The organism is Mycobacterium sp. IDUB_3, from assembly GCF_055419585.1.
In genome coordinates, this window is sequence record NZ_JBVAXZ010000002.1 from 311046 (window position 1) to 326540 (window position 15495).

Below are 15495 nucleotides of genomic sequence, written 5' to 3' on the forward strand. Positions count from 1 at the left end.
TGCAACGGTTACCGCGTACCTTGCCTCCCAGTTCCTCCCTTGAGCGCGTCGTCCTCGCGTGCACCGTGCTTGGAGCTCCCGCGTTCCACCTGGCTGCCCCCATCTGTGCGGCTGTCTCCGGTCTTCCCACCCTGACAAGTCGATTGCCAGGCGTAGGCGTCAGCGCACCGACTACCCGCGAGCGCATCACCTAATCCCGACAGGCCTGCTGTGAGTATTGGTACGGATGTTATCCAGTGGTGCGAAAGGTGTTGTCCAAGAATGCAACGCATTTCCCCGGGCTAACCGGGCGGTTTAGGGCCTTACGCGGTTGCAGATGTTTAAAGCGGTGGTCGGTTGGCTATTTGCCCGGACATATGTGTCATGCCCTTTCTGGGGGGCGATTGTTCTACACGAAAGGAATGAACAATGAAGGTCACCAAGATTGCTGCGACAGCTGCCGCCGCCGGGGGTATAGCCGCGGCCAGCGTTTTCGCGGCGACACCCGCTTCTGCCGCGCCCAACATTCAGGGCTTCGGCACCAGCGAACAGCTCGTCGACGGGCCGCTCATCACCAACTACACGGTGAGCAACCTGCAGCCCAGCAACGTCGCCATCCCCGGCTACACGCCGAAGGGGACGCTGTATCAGGCCGACATCACCGCCAGGTCGGACGGCGGGCTCGTCACCCCGATGGTCAACGACTTCATCGCCCGCGGCCCCAACGGCCAGAACTACCGGGTGATCGACAAGGTGGGAGCCCCGAACGGGCTCAACCCGGCACCCATCGTGCAGGGCAACGAGTCGACCGGCACGCTGTACTTCGACGTGACCGGCGCGCCCCCGAACGGCGTCGTCTACAACGACGGGATGCAGGACATCCTGATGTGGACGTCCAATGAGCAGGGTGGCTCGGCGCCCGCCGCGCCGAACAGCCCGGCACCGGGTGCCCCGCCTGCGCCGGCGGCGCACACCTAAACCGGTTGTGAAATCTCCCCGCGCCACGCCGTGTGGCGCGGGGAGATTTGCGTCGGGGCGAGTCGTGTGCGTTCAAATCGGGTATGCGACAGGGCATGGGTAACCCGGATCACAGGCCCGCGCCGGTACGCGCTCGAGCGCAGCGGCATGCCGAAGAGGCGCGCGAGGCAATGGAGGAACGGCGCAGCAAGCAAAGCGGCGGGCTGAGCGGCTGGGTGGCCGAGCGAGCCGCGAAGTGGGATCTGTCCGGCCAGGACGAGGCTACCCTGCAGCGACAGAAGTATCTGTGGAATGTGCTGGTGGATTACTGGTTTCGGATGGAGATCGACGGCTGGGAGAACATCCCGGAGTCACCACCGGTGCTGCTGGTGGGCATTCACTCCGGGGCTCCGTTCGTCTGGGACGCCTGGACCGTCGGCCTGCAGTGGTGGCGGCGGTTCGGCCAGGAGCGCACCCTGCACGGCACCGCTCACGATGCGCTGATGGCAATTCCCCTGTTCGGGCGGTACTTCCGGTCGATGGGGGTGCTGCCGGCGGCCCCGGACGCGATTGCCACCGCGCTGGCCGAAGGGCGTGACGTAGCGCTGTGGCCCGGCGGGGAGGTGGACTCACTGCGCCCGTGGACGGAGCGCGACCAGGCCAACCTGGCGGGGCGGACCGGCTTCGTCAAGATGGCGATTCGTGCCGGTGTGCCGATCGTGCCCATCGCCACCGTCGGCGGAGCCGACGCGATGCCGGTGTTGATCCGCGGCGACAGGCTGTCGAAAGCGCTACGCCTGGACCGCATCCTGCGGCTCAAGGTGTTTCCGCTGGCCGTCTCGTTGCCGTGGGGGATCGCGCCGGCGGCGCTGCCACAGCTGCCCCTACCGGCCAAGATCAGGACCCGGTTCATGCCCGCGGTAAAACTCGACAACGATCCCGCGCGGGCCGACGACGACCAATACGTGGATCGCAAATACCACGAGGTGCAAGACGCGATCCAGGATGGAATGGATGCGCTCGCGCGCAAGCGCGCCTTCCCGTTCTTCGGCTGACAAGCCACCAAAAACGTTGCAACTGAAGGTGTTAGGACTCTGAGACCCGCGGGTCCGGCCGACCGGGCGCGGGTGCGGTCGTCGAGGTCCAGTTCGGAGTCAGCGCCGAGTCGGCGACCCATTCCGATTGCGGCGGCGTCGCCGCCCGGTAGCCGACGCCCCGAACGGTGTCGACCAGAAACTGATGGCGGACGCCCAGCTTGGCGCGCAGCCGCCGAATGTGCACGTCGACCGTGCGCACCTTGCCGGTGCTGTCGTAGCCCCACGCCTCCTGCATCAATCGGGTCCGGGTGAATGCCTGACCGGCATGCTGCACAAGGAAATTCAGCAATTTGAACTCGGTGAGGGTCAGGCCCAGGTCGTTACCGTCCAACGACGCGGTGAAACTGGCCGGATGCAACAGGAGGTCGCCGAATTTCAATGTGCCTTCAACCGTGCTGCGCCGCCGGCCGATGGCAAGGCGCATCCGTGCCTGCAATTCTTCGGCGCCGGTGCCGGGCAGCATCACGTCATCGAAATTGCAGTCAACATCGACGGCGGCGCAATCGGCCGGGGCAACCAGGGCGACCACCGCGGTACCGGGGTTGTCGGCCGTCAGTCGATGACTGACGGCCTGAGCCACCTCCATGTTGCTGCGCGCATCGATGATCGCGATATCGGCCGCGGCGAAATGTCCGTCTGTATCGGCGTCCAGCGTGATGCGGCGCATCGGCTGCGCGAACGTTGCCAAATCCGGTAGGGCCGATTCGAAATCGTCCTCATCGGTCAGCACCACCACGTCCAACGCCTATCTCCAAACTCGTAACGTCCCGGCTTCCCCCCGGTCCGTAGGCACCTCTGCGGAGATGTCTTACAGCGCTACGCCTGGATACCCGCCCCGCTCAAAACTATTCCCCTGCTCAAAACTATGCAGAGTCTCGCCGCGCGCCGGCGACTCGGCCGTCAGAAACTTGAGAAAAGCAATGGGCCCGCCCCGTTTCCACGGACCGGGCCCATCGGCTAGAGCGTGCTACTGGTTCGACTTCTGGCGCTCTTCGGCCGCCTTGGCGCCGCCGCGCGCGGCTTCCGCTTCGGCTTCCTTCTTTGCCGCGTCGCGCTGCGCCTCGGCCTTGTCCTGCTGCGCCTGGCCCTCGCGGGTGAGGTCATCACGACCGGCCACCGCGCCTACGGCCTCCTTGGCCCTGCCCTTGACGTCCTCGACGACGCCTTTCACAGCTTCGGCAGGTCCCGACTTGTTTTCTTCAGCCATGGAAGTACTCCTCCTCGTTGGCGTACTGCGAGCGATTCACGCTCAACGGCGATCACGAGCGATCGATCCGCTAATACGGCGAGGCTGGTCCTTATTGCTTAAGACCGCGTATTTCTGCCGCGTTGATGCGGGTTCCCATGCCGGCTGTGGCTCAAACGCGAGCGAAGAAAGCGCACCTGTGCCCGCGTATTCCGGTACGGCGAGACTCGAAAATTGGTCCGGCGCGCCAACTATGCGCATAATGCACCCTGCCGACGCCGCATTGTGCTGCGATGAGGCAGGATGTGAAATGCCGTTCCGGGATGGAAATCGCCCGGGATGGCACTCTCATGCGAGGAGTCTGATGACGGAGTCCAGGGAGCCCCAAGTCGCCGGCTCGGCGGCTCCGAGGCCGGAGCCGACAACCACCAGCAACGGCGTATCCGGCCAGCCACCGAGCCGGGCCAGGTATTCGCGAGTGTTGCTCAAGCTCGGCGGCGAGATGTTCGGCGGCGGCGAGGTCGGCCTGGATCCCGATGTCGTGGCGCGGGTGGCTCGGCAGATCGCCGAGGTGGTCCGCGACGGTGTCCAGGTCGCGGTCGTAATCGGCGGGGGCAACTTCTTCCGGGGTGCGCAGCTTCAGCAGCGCGGTATGGAACGCACCCGTTCGGACTACATGGGCATGCTGGGCACCGTCATGAACAGCCTCGCGCTGCAAGACTTTCTGGAGAAGGAAGGGATCGTCACCCGGGTCCAGACCGCGATCACCATGGGCCAGGTGGCCGAGCCCTATCTGCCGTTGCGCGCCGTGCGCCATCTGGAGAAGGGCCGCGTGGTGATCTTCGGGGCCGGCATGGGGCTGCCGTACTTCTCCACCGACACCACGGCCGCTCAGCGCGCCCTGGAGATCGGTGCCGAGGTGGTCTTGATGGCCAAGGCGGTCGACGGCGTGTTCGACGCGGATCCGCGGCACCATCCCGATGCCGAATTGATCGCCGCGATCAGTCACCGTGAGGTGATCGATCGCGGCCTACGAGTGGCCGATGCCACCGCGTTCAGCCTGTGCATGGACAATGGCATGCCGATCCTGGTGTTCAACCTGCTGACCAATGGCAATATCGCCCGGGCGGTCGCTGGTGAGAAGATCGGGACTCTGGTCACCACCTGAGGGCCAAACGCGATGACTTGCGCGTGCGAGGATGCGCAGCGCAGCAATGAGGAGGAGCGGCGCACATGATTGACGAGGCTCTCTTCGACGCGGAAGAGAAAATGGAGAAGGCCGTGGCGGTTGCCCGCGACGACTTGTCGACCATCCGGACCGGGCGCGCCAACCCGGGCATGTTCTCGCGGATCGTGATCGACTACTACGGCACGGCAACCCCCATCACGCAGCTGGCCAGCATCAATGTGCCCGAGGCCCGCCTCGTCGTCATCAAGCCCTACGAAGCAAGCCAGGTGGGTGCGATCGAGACGGCGATCCGCAACTCGGACCTCGGCGTCAACCCCACCAACGACGGCACCCTGATCCGGGTGGCCGTGCCGCAGCTCACCGAGGAACGCCGCCGGGAGCTGGTCAAGCAGGCCAAGAGCAAGGGTGAGGACGCCAAGGTCTCGGTGCGCAACATCCGCCGCAAGGCGATGGAGGAGCTGCATCGCATCCGCAAGGACGGCGAGGCCGGCGAGGACGAGGTCGGCCGGGCCGAAAAGGACCTGGACAAGACGACGCATCAATACACGACTCAGATCGAAGAGCTGGTCAAGCACAAAGAAGGCGAACTGCTCGAGGTCTAGCGACCTCAGCGGCGAAGTTCACCAGGTCAGTGGCTACCCCAGAACCCGGCGCAGGCGATCCGCCCGACGATCCGTCGCGCGCCGCCAAGGAGACGATCGAGCAGCAGGCCAGGAAGACATCGCGGGCCGGACGCGACCTGCGCGCCGCCATCGCGGTGGGCGCCGCTATCGGCGGCGTCCTGGTCGTGACGCTGGTGTTCGCGCCGCGGTTCTGGGTTCCCATCGTCGCCCTGGCCATCGTGGTGGCCACCCATGAAGTGGTCCGGCGGTTGCGCGAAGCCGGCTACGTCATACCCGTCATCCCGCTGCTGGCCGGGGGCCAGCTCACCGTCTGGCTGACCTGGCCGTTCCACGCCGCGGGCGCACTGGCCGGCTTCGGCGTCACCGTGGTGATCTGCAACGTGTGGCGGCTGTTCATGCAGGACAACAGCAAACGGCCCGAGCCGTTCGACGGCTCGCCGCAGGCCAACTACCTCCGGGACGCCTCGGCCACCGTGTTCCTGGCCGCGTGGGTGCCGCTGTTCGCGTCCTTCGGCGTGCTGCTGGTCTACCCGCACGACGGGGCAGGGCGGGTGTTCTGCCTGATGATCACCGTCGTCGCCTCCGACACCGGCGGATATGCCGTGGGGGCGCTCTTCGGCAAGCACCCGATGGTCCCGGCGATCAGCCCCAAGAAGTCCTGGGAGGGACTCGCGGGTTCCCTGGTGTTCGGAATCACCGCGGCGACGCTGACGGCGACGTTCCTGGCCGGCAAACCGCCGTGGATCGGGGTGTTGCTGGGCGTTGTCCTGGTGCTGACCAGCACGCTTGGCGACTTGGTGGAATCACAGGTCAAGCGCGACCTGGGCATCAAGGACATGGGCCGGCTGCTGCCCGGCCACGGCGGTCTGATGGATCGGCTCGATGGCGTCCTGCCGTCGGCGGTCGCCGCCTGGTCGGTGCTGACACTCGTTCCCTAGGCAGGCCCGAACGTGACCGATACTGGACAGGTCATGGTTCAACAATTGGTTTTCTCCGAGCCGCGGCGCGGCAAGCCCCCGCGGCACCTGGCCGACCTCGATGAGGACGGCCGCGCGTCGGCCGTCGCAGAGCTGGGCCTGCCGGCGTTTCGCGCCAAGCAGCTGGCGCATCAGTACTACGGCCGGCTGATCGCCGACCCGCGGCAGATGACCGATCTTCCGGCGGGCTTGCGCGACGCCATCGCCCAGACCATGTTCCCGATCCTGCTCACCGCGGCCTCCGAGGTGACCTGTGATGCGGGCCAGACCCGAAAGACGTTGTGGCGCGCGCTCGATGGGGTCACCGTCGAGTCGGTGCTGATGCGCTATCCGCAACGCAACACCGTGTGCATCTCGTCGCAGGCGGGCTGCGGCATGGCCTGTCCGTTCTGCGCGACGGGCCAGGGCGGGCTGACCCGCAACCTGTCGACGGCCGAGATCCTCGAGCAGGTGCGCGCCGGCGCCGCGGCAGTGCGCGACGACTTCGGAGACCGGCTGTCCAACGTGGTGTTCATGGGCATGGGGGAGCCGCTGGCCAACTACGCCCGGGTGGTGGCCGCGGTGCGGCGCATCATCGCCGCGCCGCCACAGGGTTTCGGCATCTCTGCCCGTTCGGTGACGGTGTCGACGGTGGGCCTGGCCCCGGCCATCCGCAAACTCGCCGACGAACGGCTCGGCGTCACGCTGGCGCTGTCGCTGCACGCGCCCGACGACGAACTGCGCGACACGCTGGTGCCGGTCAACAACCGGTGGAAGATCACCGAGGCCCTCGACGCCGCACGGTATTACGCCGACGTCACCGGGCGGCGGGTATCGGTGGAATACGCGTTGATCCGTGACGTCAACGACCAGCCTTGGCGCGCAGACCTTTTGGGTCAGCTGCTGCATCGCGCGCTCGGGCCGCTGGTGCACGTGAACCTGATTCCGCTCAACCCGACCCCGGGAAGTGAGTGGGACGCCAGCCCTAAGGCGGTCGAACGGGAGTTCGTCCGGCGGGTCCGCGGCAAGGGGGTGTCCTGCACGGTGCGCGACACCCGCGGCCGCGAGATCAGCGCCGCCTGCGGACAGCTGGCCGCCGAAGGCGGGTAGCTGGAGTGAACCCGTGGGGCGGCGAGTACGTCTTTAAGGCATAACGCCAGCAAACGGGGGTTGCGCCATGATTCGCTTGTTCTCTCCACTCAAGTTGTTTGTCGCGGCCGTTGTCGCCGCGGCACTGATTTTCGTGCTGGGCGGTGCACCACGTGCGCTGGCCGCCGACGACCGGCTGCAATTCACCGGCACGACGCTGAGCGGTGCGCCGTTCAACGGCGCCAGCTTGCAGGGCAGGCCCGCGGTGCTGTGGTTCTGGGCGCCGTTCTGCCCGTTCTGCAACGCCGAAGCCCCGGGCGTCAGCCGGGTGGCGGCCGCCAATCCCGGCGTCACCTTCGTCGGGGTCGCCGGGCACTCGGACGTCGGCGCGGAACAGACCTTCGTCTCCAAATACGGCCTGAACTTCACCAACCTCAACGACGCCGACGGCTCCATCTGGGCCCGCTACAACGTCCCGTGGCAGCCCGCCTACGTGTTCTATCGCGCGGACGGCAGCTCGACGTTCGTGAACAACCCGACCTCGGCGATGTCAGAGCAGGAGCTCTCCGACCGGGTCTCCGCCCTGAGGTCCTGACTTGGGGGCCCGGGGCCTGGTCGGGCTGGCCTTCGCCGCCGGATTGGTGGCCGCGCTGAACCCGTGCGGGTTCGCCATGCTGCCCGCCTACCTCCTGCTGGTGGTGCGCGGCCAGCGGGCCGGGGCCTCCTCGGGTGTGGCCGCCGCCGGGCGGGCGCTGGCGGCCACCGCCGGGATGGCGCTTGGCTTCCTGACGGTGTTCGGCGTGTTCGGCGCGCTGACCGTCTCGGCGGCCACGACCGTGCAGCGGTACCTGCCGTACGCCACCGTGGTCGTCGGCGTGGTTCTGATCGGGCTCGGAGTGTGGCTCCTGTCGGGCCGGGCGTTGTCGGCCCTGACCCCGCGGCCGCTGGGGCCACGGTGGGCCCCCACCGCCCGGCTAGGCTCCATGTACGGCTACGGCATCAGCTACGCGATCGCCTCGCTCTCGTGCACCGTCGGGCCGTTTCTGGCCGTCACCGCCGCCGGCCTGCGCGGGGGATCGATCGTCACCGGTGTGGCGATCTACCTCGCCTACAGCGCCGGCCTCACCCTGGTGGTCGGCGTGCTCGCCGTCGCTGCGGCGACGGCGAGCACCGCGGTCGTGGACCGGCTGCGCCGCGCGCTGCCGTTCGTCAACCGGATCGGCGGCGCGCTGCTGGTGCTCGTCGGGCTGTACGTGGCCTATTACGGCAGCTACGAGGTGCGCCTGTTCGGCGCGAACGGCAACCCGCAGGACGCGGCGATCACCGCGGCCGGGCGGCTGCAGGGCGCGGTGGCCGGTTGGGTGCATCAGCACGGGGTGTGGCCGTGGGCGATCGCCGGGGTCGCATTGGCGGTCGTCGTGATCGGGGGCGCCTGGCATCGCCGGGCGCACCGCTAGGGCAGACGGGGTGGCGGTTACCTGATCCAGCCGCGGCGGCGGCCCCACAGGTCGCGGATCAGCGCCACCAGGATCAGCGCCGCAAACCCGATCAGGAACCAGTTCTCGATGTGGCCGACGTGATTGCCGCGCAGCATCGCCAGCAGGAATCCGAAGCCGATCAGGCCGGCGATGTGCCAGGTCCGGTGGTTGATCCTGCTCCAACCCCATGCTGCCGACGGCACCTCGACGGCGTCGACGCCGTTGAAGTGCTCCACCTCGGTACTGGCCACGGCGAATCCCCTTCGGATCGGATTGGCTTGTCGAACCCAAATTCTGGCATACCCGCTACGGGGGTTGCGGGGCATGGCCCGTGTCGGCGCCGAGCGGCACAATGAATGGGTGACCAACCCGACCACCGATGGGCAAACGCGGGACCGCCTGCGCGTGCTGGTGCTGGGCAGCACCGGCTCCATCGGCACCCAGGCGCTGGACGTCATCGCCGCCAATCCGGACCGCTTCGAGGTGGTCGGTCTGGCCGCGGGCGGCGCCAACCTGGACACGCTCCTGCGCCAGCGCGCCGAGACCGGTGTGACCAACATCGCGGTGGCCGACGAGGGCGCGGCGCAGCGGGCCGGCGACATCCCGTTTTCCGGGCCGGAAGCGGCGACCCGGCTGGTGCAGGAGACCGAGGCCGACGTCGTGCTCAACGCGCTGGTGGGGGCGTTGGGGCTGCGGCCCACGCTGGCCGCGCTGGAATCGGGCGCCCGGCTGGCGCTGGCTAACAAGGAATCGCTGATCGCCGGCGGTCCGCTGGTGCTGCGGGCCGCCGCGCCGGGGCAGATCGTCCCGGTGGACTCCGAACACTCCGCGCTGGCACAGTGCCTGCGCGGCGGGAGCCCCGACGAGGTCGCCAAGCTGGTGCTGACCGCCTCCGGCGGCCCGTTCCGCGGCTGGACGGCCGACCGGCTCGAGGACGTCACTCCGGAGCAGGCGGGCGCCCACCCCACGTGGTCGATGGGCCCGATGAACACGCTGAACTCGGCCTCGCTGGTCAACAAGGGCCTGGAGCTCATCGAGACCCACCTGCTGTTCGGCATCCCGTACGACCGCATCGAGGTGGTCGTGCACCCGCAGTCGATTGTTCATTCGATGGTCACGTTCGTCGACGGCTCGACGCTCGCCCAGGCCAGCCCCCCGGACATGAAGCTGCCGATTTCGCTGGCCCTGGGCTGGCCGCAGCGGGTCCCCGGGGCGGCCGCCAGCTGTGACTTCAGCACGGCCTCTAGCTGGGACTTCGAGCCGTTGGACGATGCCGTTTTCCCCGCCGTCGAGCTGGCCCGGCACGCCGGGCAGACCGGGGGCTGCATGACAGCGGTCTACAACGCGGCCAACGAGGAGGCGGCGGAGGCCTTCCTCGCGGGCCGCGTCGGGTTCCCCGCGATTGTCAAAACCATCGCCGACGTGCTGCACGCCGCCGACCAATGGGCCGTTTCACCCGCTAACGTGGATGAGGTACTCGATGCGCAGCGCTGGGCACGTGACCGGGCGCAGCGTGCCGTCGCGCAAGCCCAGCCCGCCAAGGTGTCAGCAAAAGCCTCCGGAGTGGTGTGAGAAAGGTCCTCGCAGCCAAATGATGTTCGTTATCGGCATTGTGCTGTTCGCACTGGCCATCCTGATCTCGGTGGCCCTGCACGAGTGCGGGCACATGTGGGTTGCGCGCGCGACCGGCATGAAGGTGCGGCGCTACTTCGTCGGCTTCGGCCCCACCCTGTGGTCGACCCGGCGCGGTGAAACCGAGTACGGCCTCAAGGCGGTTCCGCTGGGCGGCTTCTGCGACATCGCCGGCATGACCTCGGTGGAGGAGCTGGCGCCCGACGAGACCGACCGCGCCATGTTCAAGCAGAAGGTCTGGAAGCGGGTCGCGGTGCTGTTCGCCGGCCCCGCCGCGAACTTCATCATCTGCCTGGTGCTGCTCTACGGCATCGCGCTGATCTGGGGGCTGCCCAACCTGCATCCGCCGACCCAGGCGGTTGTCGGCGAAACCGCTTGTGTGGCACCGGAAGTGGCTCCCGGCAAGATCGCGGACTGCGCCGGGCCCGGTCCGGCGGCGCTCGCCGGAATCCGCCCCGGCGACGTCATCGTCAAGGTGGGCGACACCCCGGTGTCGACCTTCGAGGACATGGCCGCCGCCATCCGCAAGGCCCACGGCAACGTCCCGATCGTCGCGCAGCGCAACGGCAGCACGATCACCACGTACGTCGACGTCACCACCACCCAGCGCTACCTGACCAACGGGCAGGGCGGACAGCAGCAACCCTCGACGGTCGGCGCCATCGGCGTCGGCGCCGTCAAGGTGGCGCCCACGCAGTACGGGGTGTTCTCCGCGATCCCCGCCACGGTCGGCTTCGCCGGTGACCTCACCGGCGAGGTGGGCAAGGCGCTCGTCGCGATCCCGACGAAGGTCGGTGCGTTGGTACATGCCATCGGCGGCGGGCAGCGCGACCCGCAGACGCCGATGAGCGTCGTCGGCGCCAGCATCATCGGTGGCGACACCGTCGACCACGGGTTGTGGGTGGCCTTCTGGTTCTTCCTGGCGCAGCTGAACCTCATCCTGGGCGCGATCAACCTGGTGCCGCTGCTGCCGTTCGACGGCGGCCACATCGCCATCGCGGTGTTCGAGAAGATCCGCAACCTGGTCCGGTCGGCCCGCGGCATGGTCGCGGCCGCGCCGGTGAACTACCTCAAGCTCATGCCCGCGACGTACGTCGTGCTGGTGTTCGTGGTCGGCTACATGCTGCTGACCGTGACCGCCGATCTGGTCAACCCGATCAGGCTCTTCCAATAAATGAAACCGAAGGAATCAACACCGTGACGATTGGCCTGGGCATGCCGGACGCCCCGGCGCCCACGCTCGCCCCCCGGCGCAAAACGCGGCAATTGATGGTCCGCGACGTCGGGGTCGGCAGCGACTATCCGATATCGGTGCAGTCGATGTGCACCACCAAGACGCATGACGTCAACACGACGCTGCAGCAGATCGCCGAGCTGACCGCGGCCGGCTGCGACATCGTCCGGGTGGCCTGCCCGCGTCAGGAGGACGCCGACGCACTCGCCGAGATCGCCCGGCACAGCCAGATCCCGGTCATCGCCGACATCCACTTCCAGCCCAAGTACATCTTCGCCGCGATCGACGCCGGGTGCGCCGCGGTGCGGGTAAACCCCGGCAACATCAAGGAATTCGACGGCCGGGTGGGCGAGGTCGCCAAAGCGGCTGCAGCGGCGAACATCCCGATTCGCATCGGCGTCAACGCGGGTTCGCTGGACAAGCGGTTCATGGAGAAGTACGGCAAGGCCACCCCCGAGGCGCTGGTCGAGTCCGCGCTGTGGGAGGCCTCGCTGTTCGAGGAGCACGGCTTCGGCGACATCAAGATCAGCGTCAAGCACAACGACCCGGTGGTCATGGTCGCCGCCTACCAGCAGCTGGCCGAGCAGTGCGATTACCCACTGCATCTCGGGGTCACCGAGGCCGGTCCGGCCTTCCAGGGCACCATCAAGTCCGCGGTAGCTTTCGGCGCGCTGCTGTCGCGCGGCATCGGCGACACCATCCGGGTGTCGCTGTCGGCGCCGCCGGTCGAGGAAGTCAAGGTCGGCATCCAGATCCTCGAGTCGCTGAACCTGCGGCCGCGCGGGCTGGAGATCGTGTCGTGCCCGTCGTGCGGTCGCGCCCAGGTCGACGTGTACACGCTCGCCAACGCGGTCAGCGCCGGCCTGGACGGTCTGGACGTGCCGCTGCGCGTCGCGGTGATGGGCTGCGTCGTCAACGGCCCGGGGGAGGCCCGCGAGGCGGACCTGGGCGTCGCGTCGGGAAATGGCAAGGGGCAGATCTTCGTTCGCGGCGAGGTGATCAAGACCGTGCCCGAAGCGCAGATCGTCGAGACGTTGATCGAAGAGGCAATGCGCATCGCCGCTGAGATGAACAGCGATGACGGACCGGAAGCAACATCCAGCGGTTCACCTGTTGTCACCGTAAGCTGATAAACGCCAGCGCCGGTCCGAGAGTCCGCACGACAGAGAGTTCGCCAGATGTCGGCTCCGCCCCTGTTCCGCCTTGTCGGTGAGCGACGGGTGTCCGTGGTGCGCGACGCGGCCGCGGTCTGGCGGGTGCTCGACGACGATCCCGTCGCATCGTGCATGGTCGCGGCCCGGGTGGCCGACCACGGCATCGACCCCAATTCGATCGGCGGCGAACTCTGGACGCTGCGGGGTGCCGAGGAATCGCTGTGCTTCGCCGGCGCCAACCTGATCCCGCTGCGCGGCGCGCCGGCCGACCTGAGCGCGTTCGCCGACGAGGCCATGCGCGGAACGCGACGCTGCTCGTCGCTGGTCGGCAGGGCCGATTTGGTGATGCCGATGTGGGAGCGGCTCGAGGCGGCCTGGGGGCCCGCCCGCGACGTGCGCGACCACCAGCCGCTGCTGGCGTTGTCCAATCACCCCAGCTGCGAGCTGGATACCGGAGTGCGGCAGGTGCGGCCCGAGGAGCTGGACGCCTACCTGGTTGCCGCCGTCGACATGTTCATCGGCGAGGTGGGTGTCGACCCGCGGCTCGGCGACGGCGGCCGCGGCTACCGGCGGCGGGTGGCCAGCCTGATCACGGCCGGGCGCGCCTGGGCGCGGTTCGAACACGGCCAGGTGGTCTTCAAGGCGGAGGTGGGCTCGCAGTCGCCCAGCGTGGGACAGATCCAGGGGGTGTGGGTGCACCCGGAGTGGCGCGGGCTGGGCCTGGGCACCGCCGGCACCGCGACGGTCGCCGCGGTGATCGTCGGAACCGGGCGCACCGCCAGCCTCTACGTCAACGACTTCAACACGGTGGCCCGCGCCGCCTACGCCCGAGTGGGCTTCACCGAGATCGGCACCTTCGCGACCGTGCTGCTCGACTAGCGCCCGGGTCTCATGCCAATGTGCGGTCAGCCGCACACTCGGCGGCGAAGGAGCGCCTGGCCCACACTCGACGGCGGCGCGGATCGCAGTCAATCCAGGCATAACGGTTGGGTCTCGGTGTGTCGGCGCCTCTGTTCAGGTCGCAGTTCTTAACATTTGCATCGATGGCAACTAGAACAACAATGGCCTCATCCGCCTCAGGCTTGCTGCTGGTCGCGGTCATCGTCCTGTCCGGATGCACGCCCCGGCCCGAGGGCCCGGGCCCGGCGGCGGAGAAGTTCTTCCGCGCCCTGGCCATCGGCGACACCGCGACGGCCGCGCAGCTCAGCGACAGCCCCAACGAGGCCCGCGAGGCGCTCAACGCGGCCTGGTCCGGCCTGCAGGCATCCCACCTCGACGCGCAGATCCTCAACGCCAAGTACGCCGAGGACAGCGGCACCGTCGGCTACCGCTTCACCTGGCACCTGCCCAAGAACCGGACCTGGACCTACGACGGCCAGCTGCGGATGGCGCGCGACGAGGGGCACTGGGCCGTGCGATGGACCACCACCGCGCTGCACGCCAAGCTGGGCGAGCACCAGACGTTCGCGCTGCGCGCCGACCGGCCGCACCGCGCCTCGGTGAACGAGCTCGGCGGTAGCGACGTGCTGGTGCCCGGCTACCTGTACCACTACACGCTGGACGCCACCCAGGCCGGACCCGCACTGTCGGGCACGGCCCACGCGATCGTCGACGTGCTGCACCCCTTCAACGGGGCCCTCAACGACCCGCAGCTGCTCGCCGAGCAGGCCAGCTCGACGCCCCACCCGGTCGACCTGGGGGTGACGCTGCACCCCGACGACAACGACAAGGTGTCCCCGCTGGTCGGACATTTGCCCGGGGTCGTGGTCACCCCTCAACCCGAAATGCTGCCCACCGACCCGCATTTCGCGCCGGCGGTCATCTCCGCGGTCAAGAAGGCCGTGGTCGACCAACTCGACGGCCAGGCGGGCTGGCGGGTGGTGAGCGTCAACCAGAACGGTGTCGAGGTCGAGGTGCTGCACGAGGTCGAGGGGTCCCCGGCGCCGTCGGTGTCGATCACCCTGGACCGAGTCGTGCAGAACGCCGCCCAGCGCGCGGTCGACAACAAGGGCGGCAAGGCCATGATCGTGGTGATCAAGCCGTCGACCGGGGAGATCCTCGCGATCGCGCAGAACGGCGGCGCCGACGCGGACGGTTTGCCCGCCACTAACGGCCTGTTCCCACCGGGGTCGACGTTCAAGATGATCACCGCCGGCGCGGCAGTCGACCGCGACATGGCCACGCCCAACTCGATGCTCGGCTGCCCGGGCCACCTCGACATCGGGCATCGCACCGTGCCCAACTACGGCGGCTTCGACCTCGGCGTGGTGTCGCTGTCGCGCGCATTCGCCAGCTCGTGCAACACCACCTTCGCGGAGTTGAGCAGCCGGATGCCGCCGCGCGGTCTGACCCAGACGGCCGCCCAATACGGGATCGGCCTCGACTACACGATGGACGGCGTCACCACCGTGACGGGGTCGGTGCCCCCGACGGTGGACCTGGCCGAACGCACGGAGGACGGCTTCGGCCAGGGCAAGGTGCTGGCCAGCCCGTTCGGCATGGCCCTGGTGGCGGCCACGGTCGCCGCCGGCAAGACACCCGTGCCGCAGCTGATCGTGGGCCGGCAGACGGCGGTCCAGGGGGACACCACGCCGATCAGCCCGAAGATGATCGATGCGCTGCGGCCGATGATGCGTCTGGTGGTGACCAACGGCACCGCCAAGGAGATCGCCGGGTGCGGCGAGATCTACGCAAAGACCGGTGAGGCCGAGTTCCCGGGCGGATCGCACTCCTGGTTCGCCGGATACCGCGGCGACCTGGCCTTCGCCTCGCTGATCGTGGGAGGCGGCAGCTCCGAGTGGGCGGTTCGGATGACGAAGTTCATGTTCGAAGCGCTGCCGCCGAACTTCCTGGCCTAGCGCCGGACGCGGCGGAGCGGCGCCGTCTTGGCCGGCACCGGGTCCTCCCGGGCCGCATCGGCG

The 15495-nt window shown here is 68.3% G+C and carries 16 protein-coding genes; 13 read left to right on the forward strand and 3 right to left on the reverse strand.

Annotated features, from left to right (window positions below; all coding sequences use genetic code 11):
* Window positions 1-408 precede the first annotated feature (408 nt).
* Both ACZYVJ_RS22335 and ACZYVJ_RS22340 read left to right on the forward strand, forming a co-directional pair.
* A complete protein-coding gene (locus tag ACZYVJ_RS22335) occupies window positions 409-957 on the forward strand; it encodes an MPT63 family protein (protein ID WP_463833354.1) in 549 nt (182 codons plus the stop codon).
* Between the two features lie 95 nt (window positions 958-1052).
* Window positions 1053-1991, forward strand: a complete 939-nt coding sequence (locus tag ACZYVJ_RS22340) for a lysophospholipid acyltransferase family protein (protein WP_463833355.1) — start codon at window positions 1053-1055, stop codon at window positions 1989-1991.
* A gap of 31 nt (window positions 1992-2022) precedes the next feature.
* Here the strand turns inward: ACZYVJ_RS22340 and ACZYVJ_RS22345 are convergent, their stop codons facing one another.
* Together ACZYVJ_RS22345 and mbp1 are read right to left on the reverse strand one after the other, a co-directional pair.
* On the reverse strand, window positions 2023-2775 hold the full coding sequence (locus ACZYVJ_RS22345; protein ID WP_463833356.1) for a winged helix-turn-helix domain-containing protein: 753 nt from the start codon (window positions 2773-2775) through the stop codon (window positions 2023-2025).
* Between the two features lie 225 nt (window positions 2776-3000).
* Complete coding sequence (gene mbp1 / locus ACZYVJ_RS22350; protein WP_463833357.1) at window positions 3001-3240, reverse strand: microaggregate-binding protein 1; 240 nt, start codon at window positions 3238-3240, stop codon at window positions 3001-3003.
* Window positions 3241-3583: 343 nt separating this feature from the next.
* On the opposite strand from mbp1, the gene pyrH reads away from it, so the two are divergent.
* The 6 genes from pyrH (at window position 3584) to ACZYVJ_RS22380 (ending at window position 8533) form a co-directional block, all read left to right on the forward strand.
* Window positions 3584-4387: a UMP kinase gene (pyrH, locus tag ACZYVJ_RS22355; protein WP_463833358.1), complete on the forward strand. Its 804-nt coding sequence runs from the start codon at window positions 3584-3586 to the stop codon at window positions 4385-4387.
* 65 nt (window positions 4388-4452) lie between these two features.
* A complete protein-coding gene (gene frr / locus ACZYVJ_RS22360) occupies window positions 4453-5010 on the forward strand; it encodes a ribosome recycling factor (protein WP_007775283.1) in 558 nt (185 codons plus the stop codon).
* Between the two features lie 29 nt (window positions 5011-5039).
* Window positions 5040-5969 (forward strand): phosphatidate cytidylyltransferase, encoded by a 930-nt coding sequence (locus ACZYVJ_RS22365; protein ID WP_463833359.1) that lies wholly within the window; start codon window positions 5040-5042, stop codon window positions 5967-5969.
* 33 nt (window positions 5970-6002) lie between these two features.
* Entirely contained in the window at window positions 6003-7097 is a 1095-nt protein-coding gene (gene rlmN / locus ACZYVJ_RS22370) for a dual-specificity RNA methyltransferase RlmN (protein ID WP_463833360.1), read from the forward strand.
* Between the two features lie 67 nt (window positions 7098-7164).
* A complete protein-coding gene (locus ACZYVJ_RS22375; RefSeq protein WP_463833361.1) occupies window positions 7165-7671 on the forward strand; it encodes a protein disulfide oxidoreductase in 507 nt (168 codons plus the stop codon).
* 1 nt (window position 7672) lies between these two features.
* Window positions 7673-8533, forward strand: coding sequence for a cytochrome c biogenesis CcdA family protein (locus ACZYVJ_RS22380; protein WP_463833362.1), 861 nt, complete (start codon window positions 7673-7675; stop codon window positions 8531-8533).
* 17 nt (window positions 8534-8550) lie between these two features.
* On the opposite strand, the gene ACZYVJ_RS22385 is transcribed toward ACZYVJ_RS22380, so the two are convergent.
* Window positions 8551-8805 carry a DUF2631 domain-containing protein gene (locus ACZYVJ_RS22385; RefSeq protein WP_007775274.1) on the reverse strand — a complete coding sequence of 85 codons (255 nt, stop codon included), beginning with the start codon at window positions 8803-8805 and terminating at the stop codon, window positions 8551-8553.
* Window positions 8806-8914: 109 nt separating this feature from the next.
* On the opposite strand from ACZYVJ_RS22385, the gene dxr reads away from it, so the two are divergent.
* From dxr to ACZYVJ_RS22410, 5 genes are all read left to right on the forward strand, one after another.
* Window positions 8915-10126 (forward strand): 1-deoxy-D-xylulose-5-phosphate reductoisomerase, encoded by a 1212-nt coding sequence (gene dxr / locus ACZYVJ_RS22390; RefSeq protein WP_463833363.1) that lies wholly within the window; start codon window positions 8915-8917, stop codon window positions 10124-10126.
* Between the two features lie 19 nt (window positions 10127-10145).
* Window positions 10146-11360: a M50 family metallopeptidase gene (locus tag ACZYVJ_RS22395; protein WP_463833364.1), complete on the forward strand. Its 1215-nt coding sequence runs from the start codon at window positions 10146-10148 to the stop codon at window positions 11358-11360.
* 23 nt (window positions 11361-11383) lie between these two features.
* Complete coding sequence (gene ispG / locus ACZYVJ_RS22400) at window positions 11384-12550, forward strand: flavodoxin-dependent (E)-4-hydroxy-3-methylbut-2-enyl-diphosphate synthase (protein ID WP_463833365.1); 1167 nt, start codon at window positions 11384-11386, stop codon at window positions 12548-12550.
* Between the two features lie 48 nt (window positions 12551-12598).
* Window positions 12599-13453, forward strand: a complete 855-nt coding sequence (locus tag ACZYVJ_RS22405) for a GNAT family N-acetyltransferase (protein WP_463833366.1) — start codon at window positions 12599-12601, stop codon at window positions 13451-13453.
* Between the two features lie 164 nt (window positions 13454-13617).
* Window positions 13618-15432, forward strand: a complete 1815-nt coding sequence (locus tag ACZYVJ_RS22410; RefSeq protein ID WP_463833367.1) for a penicillin-binding transpeptidase domain-containing protein — start codon at window positions 13618-13620, stop codon at window positions 15430-15432.
* Window positions 15433-15495: the final 63 nt, after the last annotated feature.

Coding starts and splice junctions, on each gene's coding strand:
- ACZYVJ_RS22335 (WP_463833354.1), top strand. CDS start 409: ATGAAGGTCACCAAGATTGCTGCGACAGCTGCCGCCGCCGGGGGTATA.
- ACZYVJ_RS22340 (WP_463833355.1), top strand. CDS start 1,053: ATGGGTAACCCGGATCACAGGCCCGCGCCGGTACGCGCTCGAGCGCAG.
- mbp1 (WP_463833357.1), bottom strand. CDS start 3,240: ATGGCTGAAGAAAACAAGTCGGGACCTGCCGAAGCTGTGAAAGGCGTC.
- pyrH (WP_463833358.1), top strand. CDS start 3,584: ATGACGGAGTCCAGGGAGCCCCAAGTCGCCGGCTCGGCGGCTCCGAGG.
- frr (WP_007775283.1), top strand. CDS start 4,453: ATGATTGACGAGGCTCTCTTCGACGCGGAAGAGAAAATGGAGAAGGCC.
- rlmN (WP_463833360.1), top strand. CDS start 6,003: ATGGTTCAACAATTGGTTTTCTCCGAGCCGCGGCGCGGCAAGCCCCCG.
- ACZYVJ_RS22375 (WP_463833361.1), top strand. CDS start 7,165: ATGATTCGCTTGTTCTCTCCACTCAAGTTGTTTGTCGCGGCCGTTGTC.
- ACZYVJ_RS22395 (WP_463833364.1), top strand. CDS start 10,146: ATGATGTTCGTTATCGGCATTGTGCTGTTCGCACTGGCCATCCTGATC.
- ACZYVJ_RS22405 (WP_463833366.1), top strand. CDS start 12,599: ATGTCGGCTCCGCCCCTGTTCCGCCTTGTCGGTGAGCGACGGGTGTCC.
- ACZYVJ_RS22410 (WP_463833367.1), top strand. CDS start 13,618: ATGGCAACTAGAACAACAATGGCCTCATCCGCCTCAGGCTTGCTGCTG.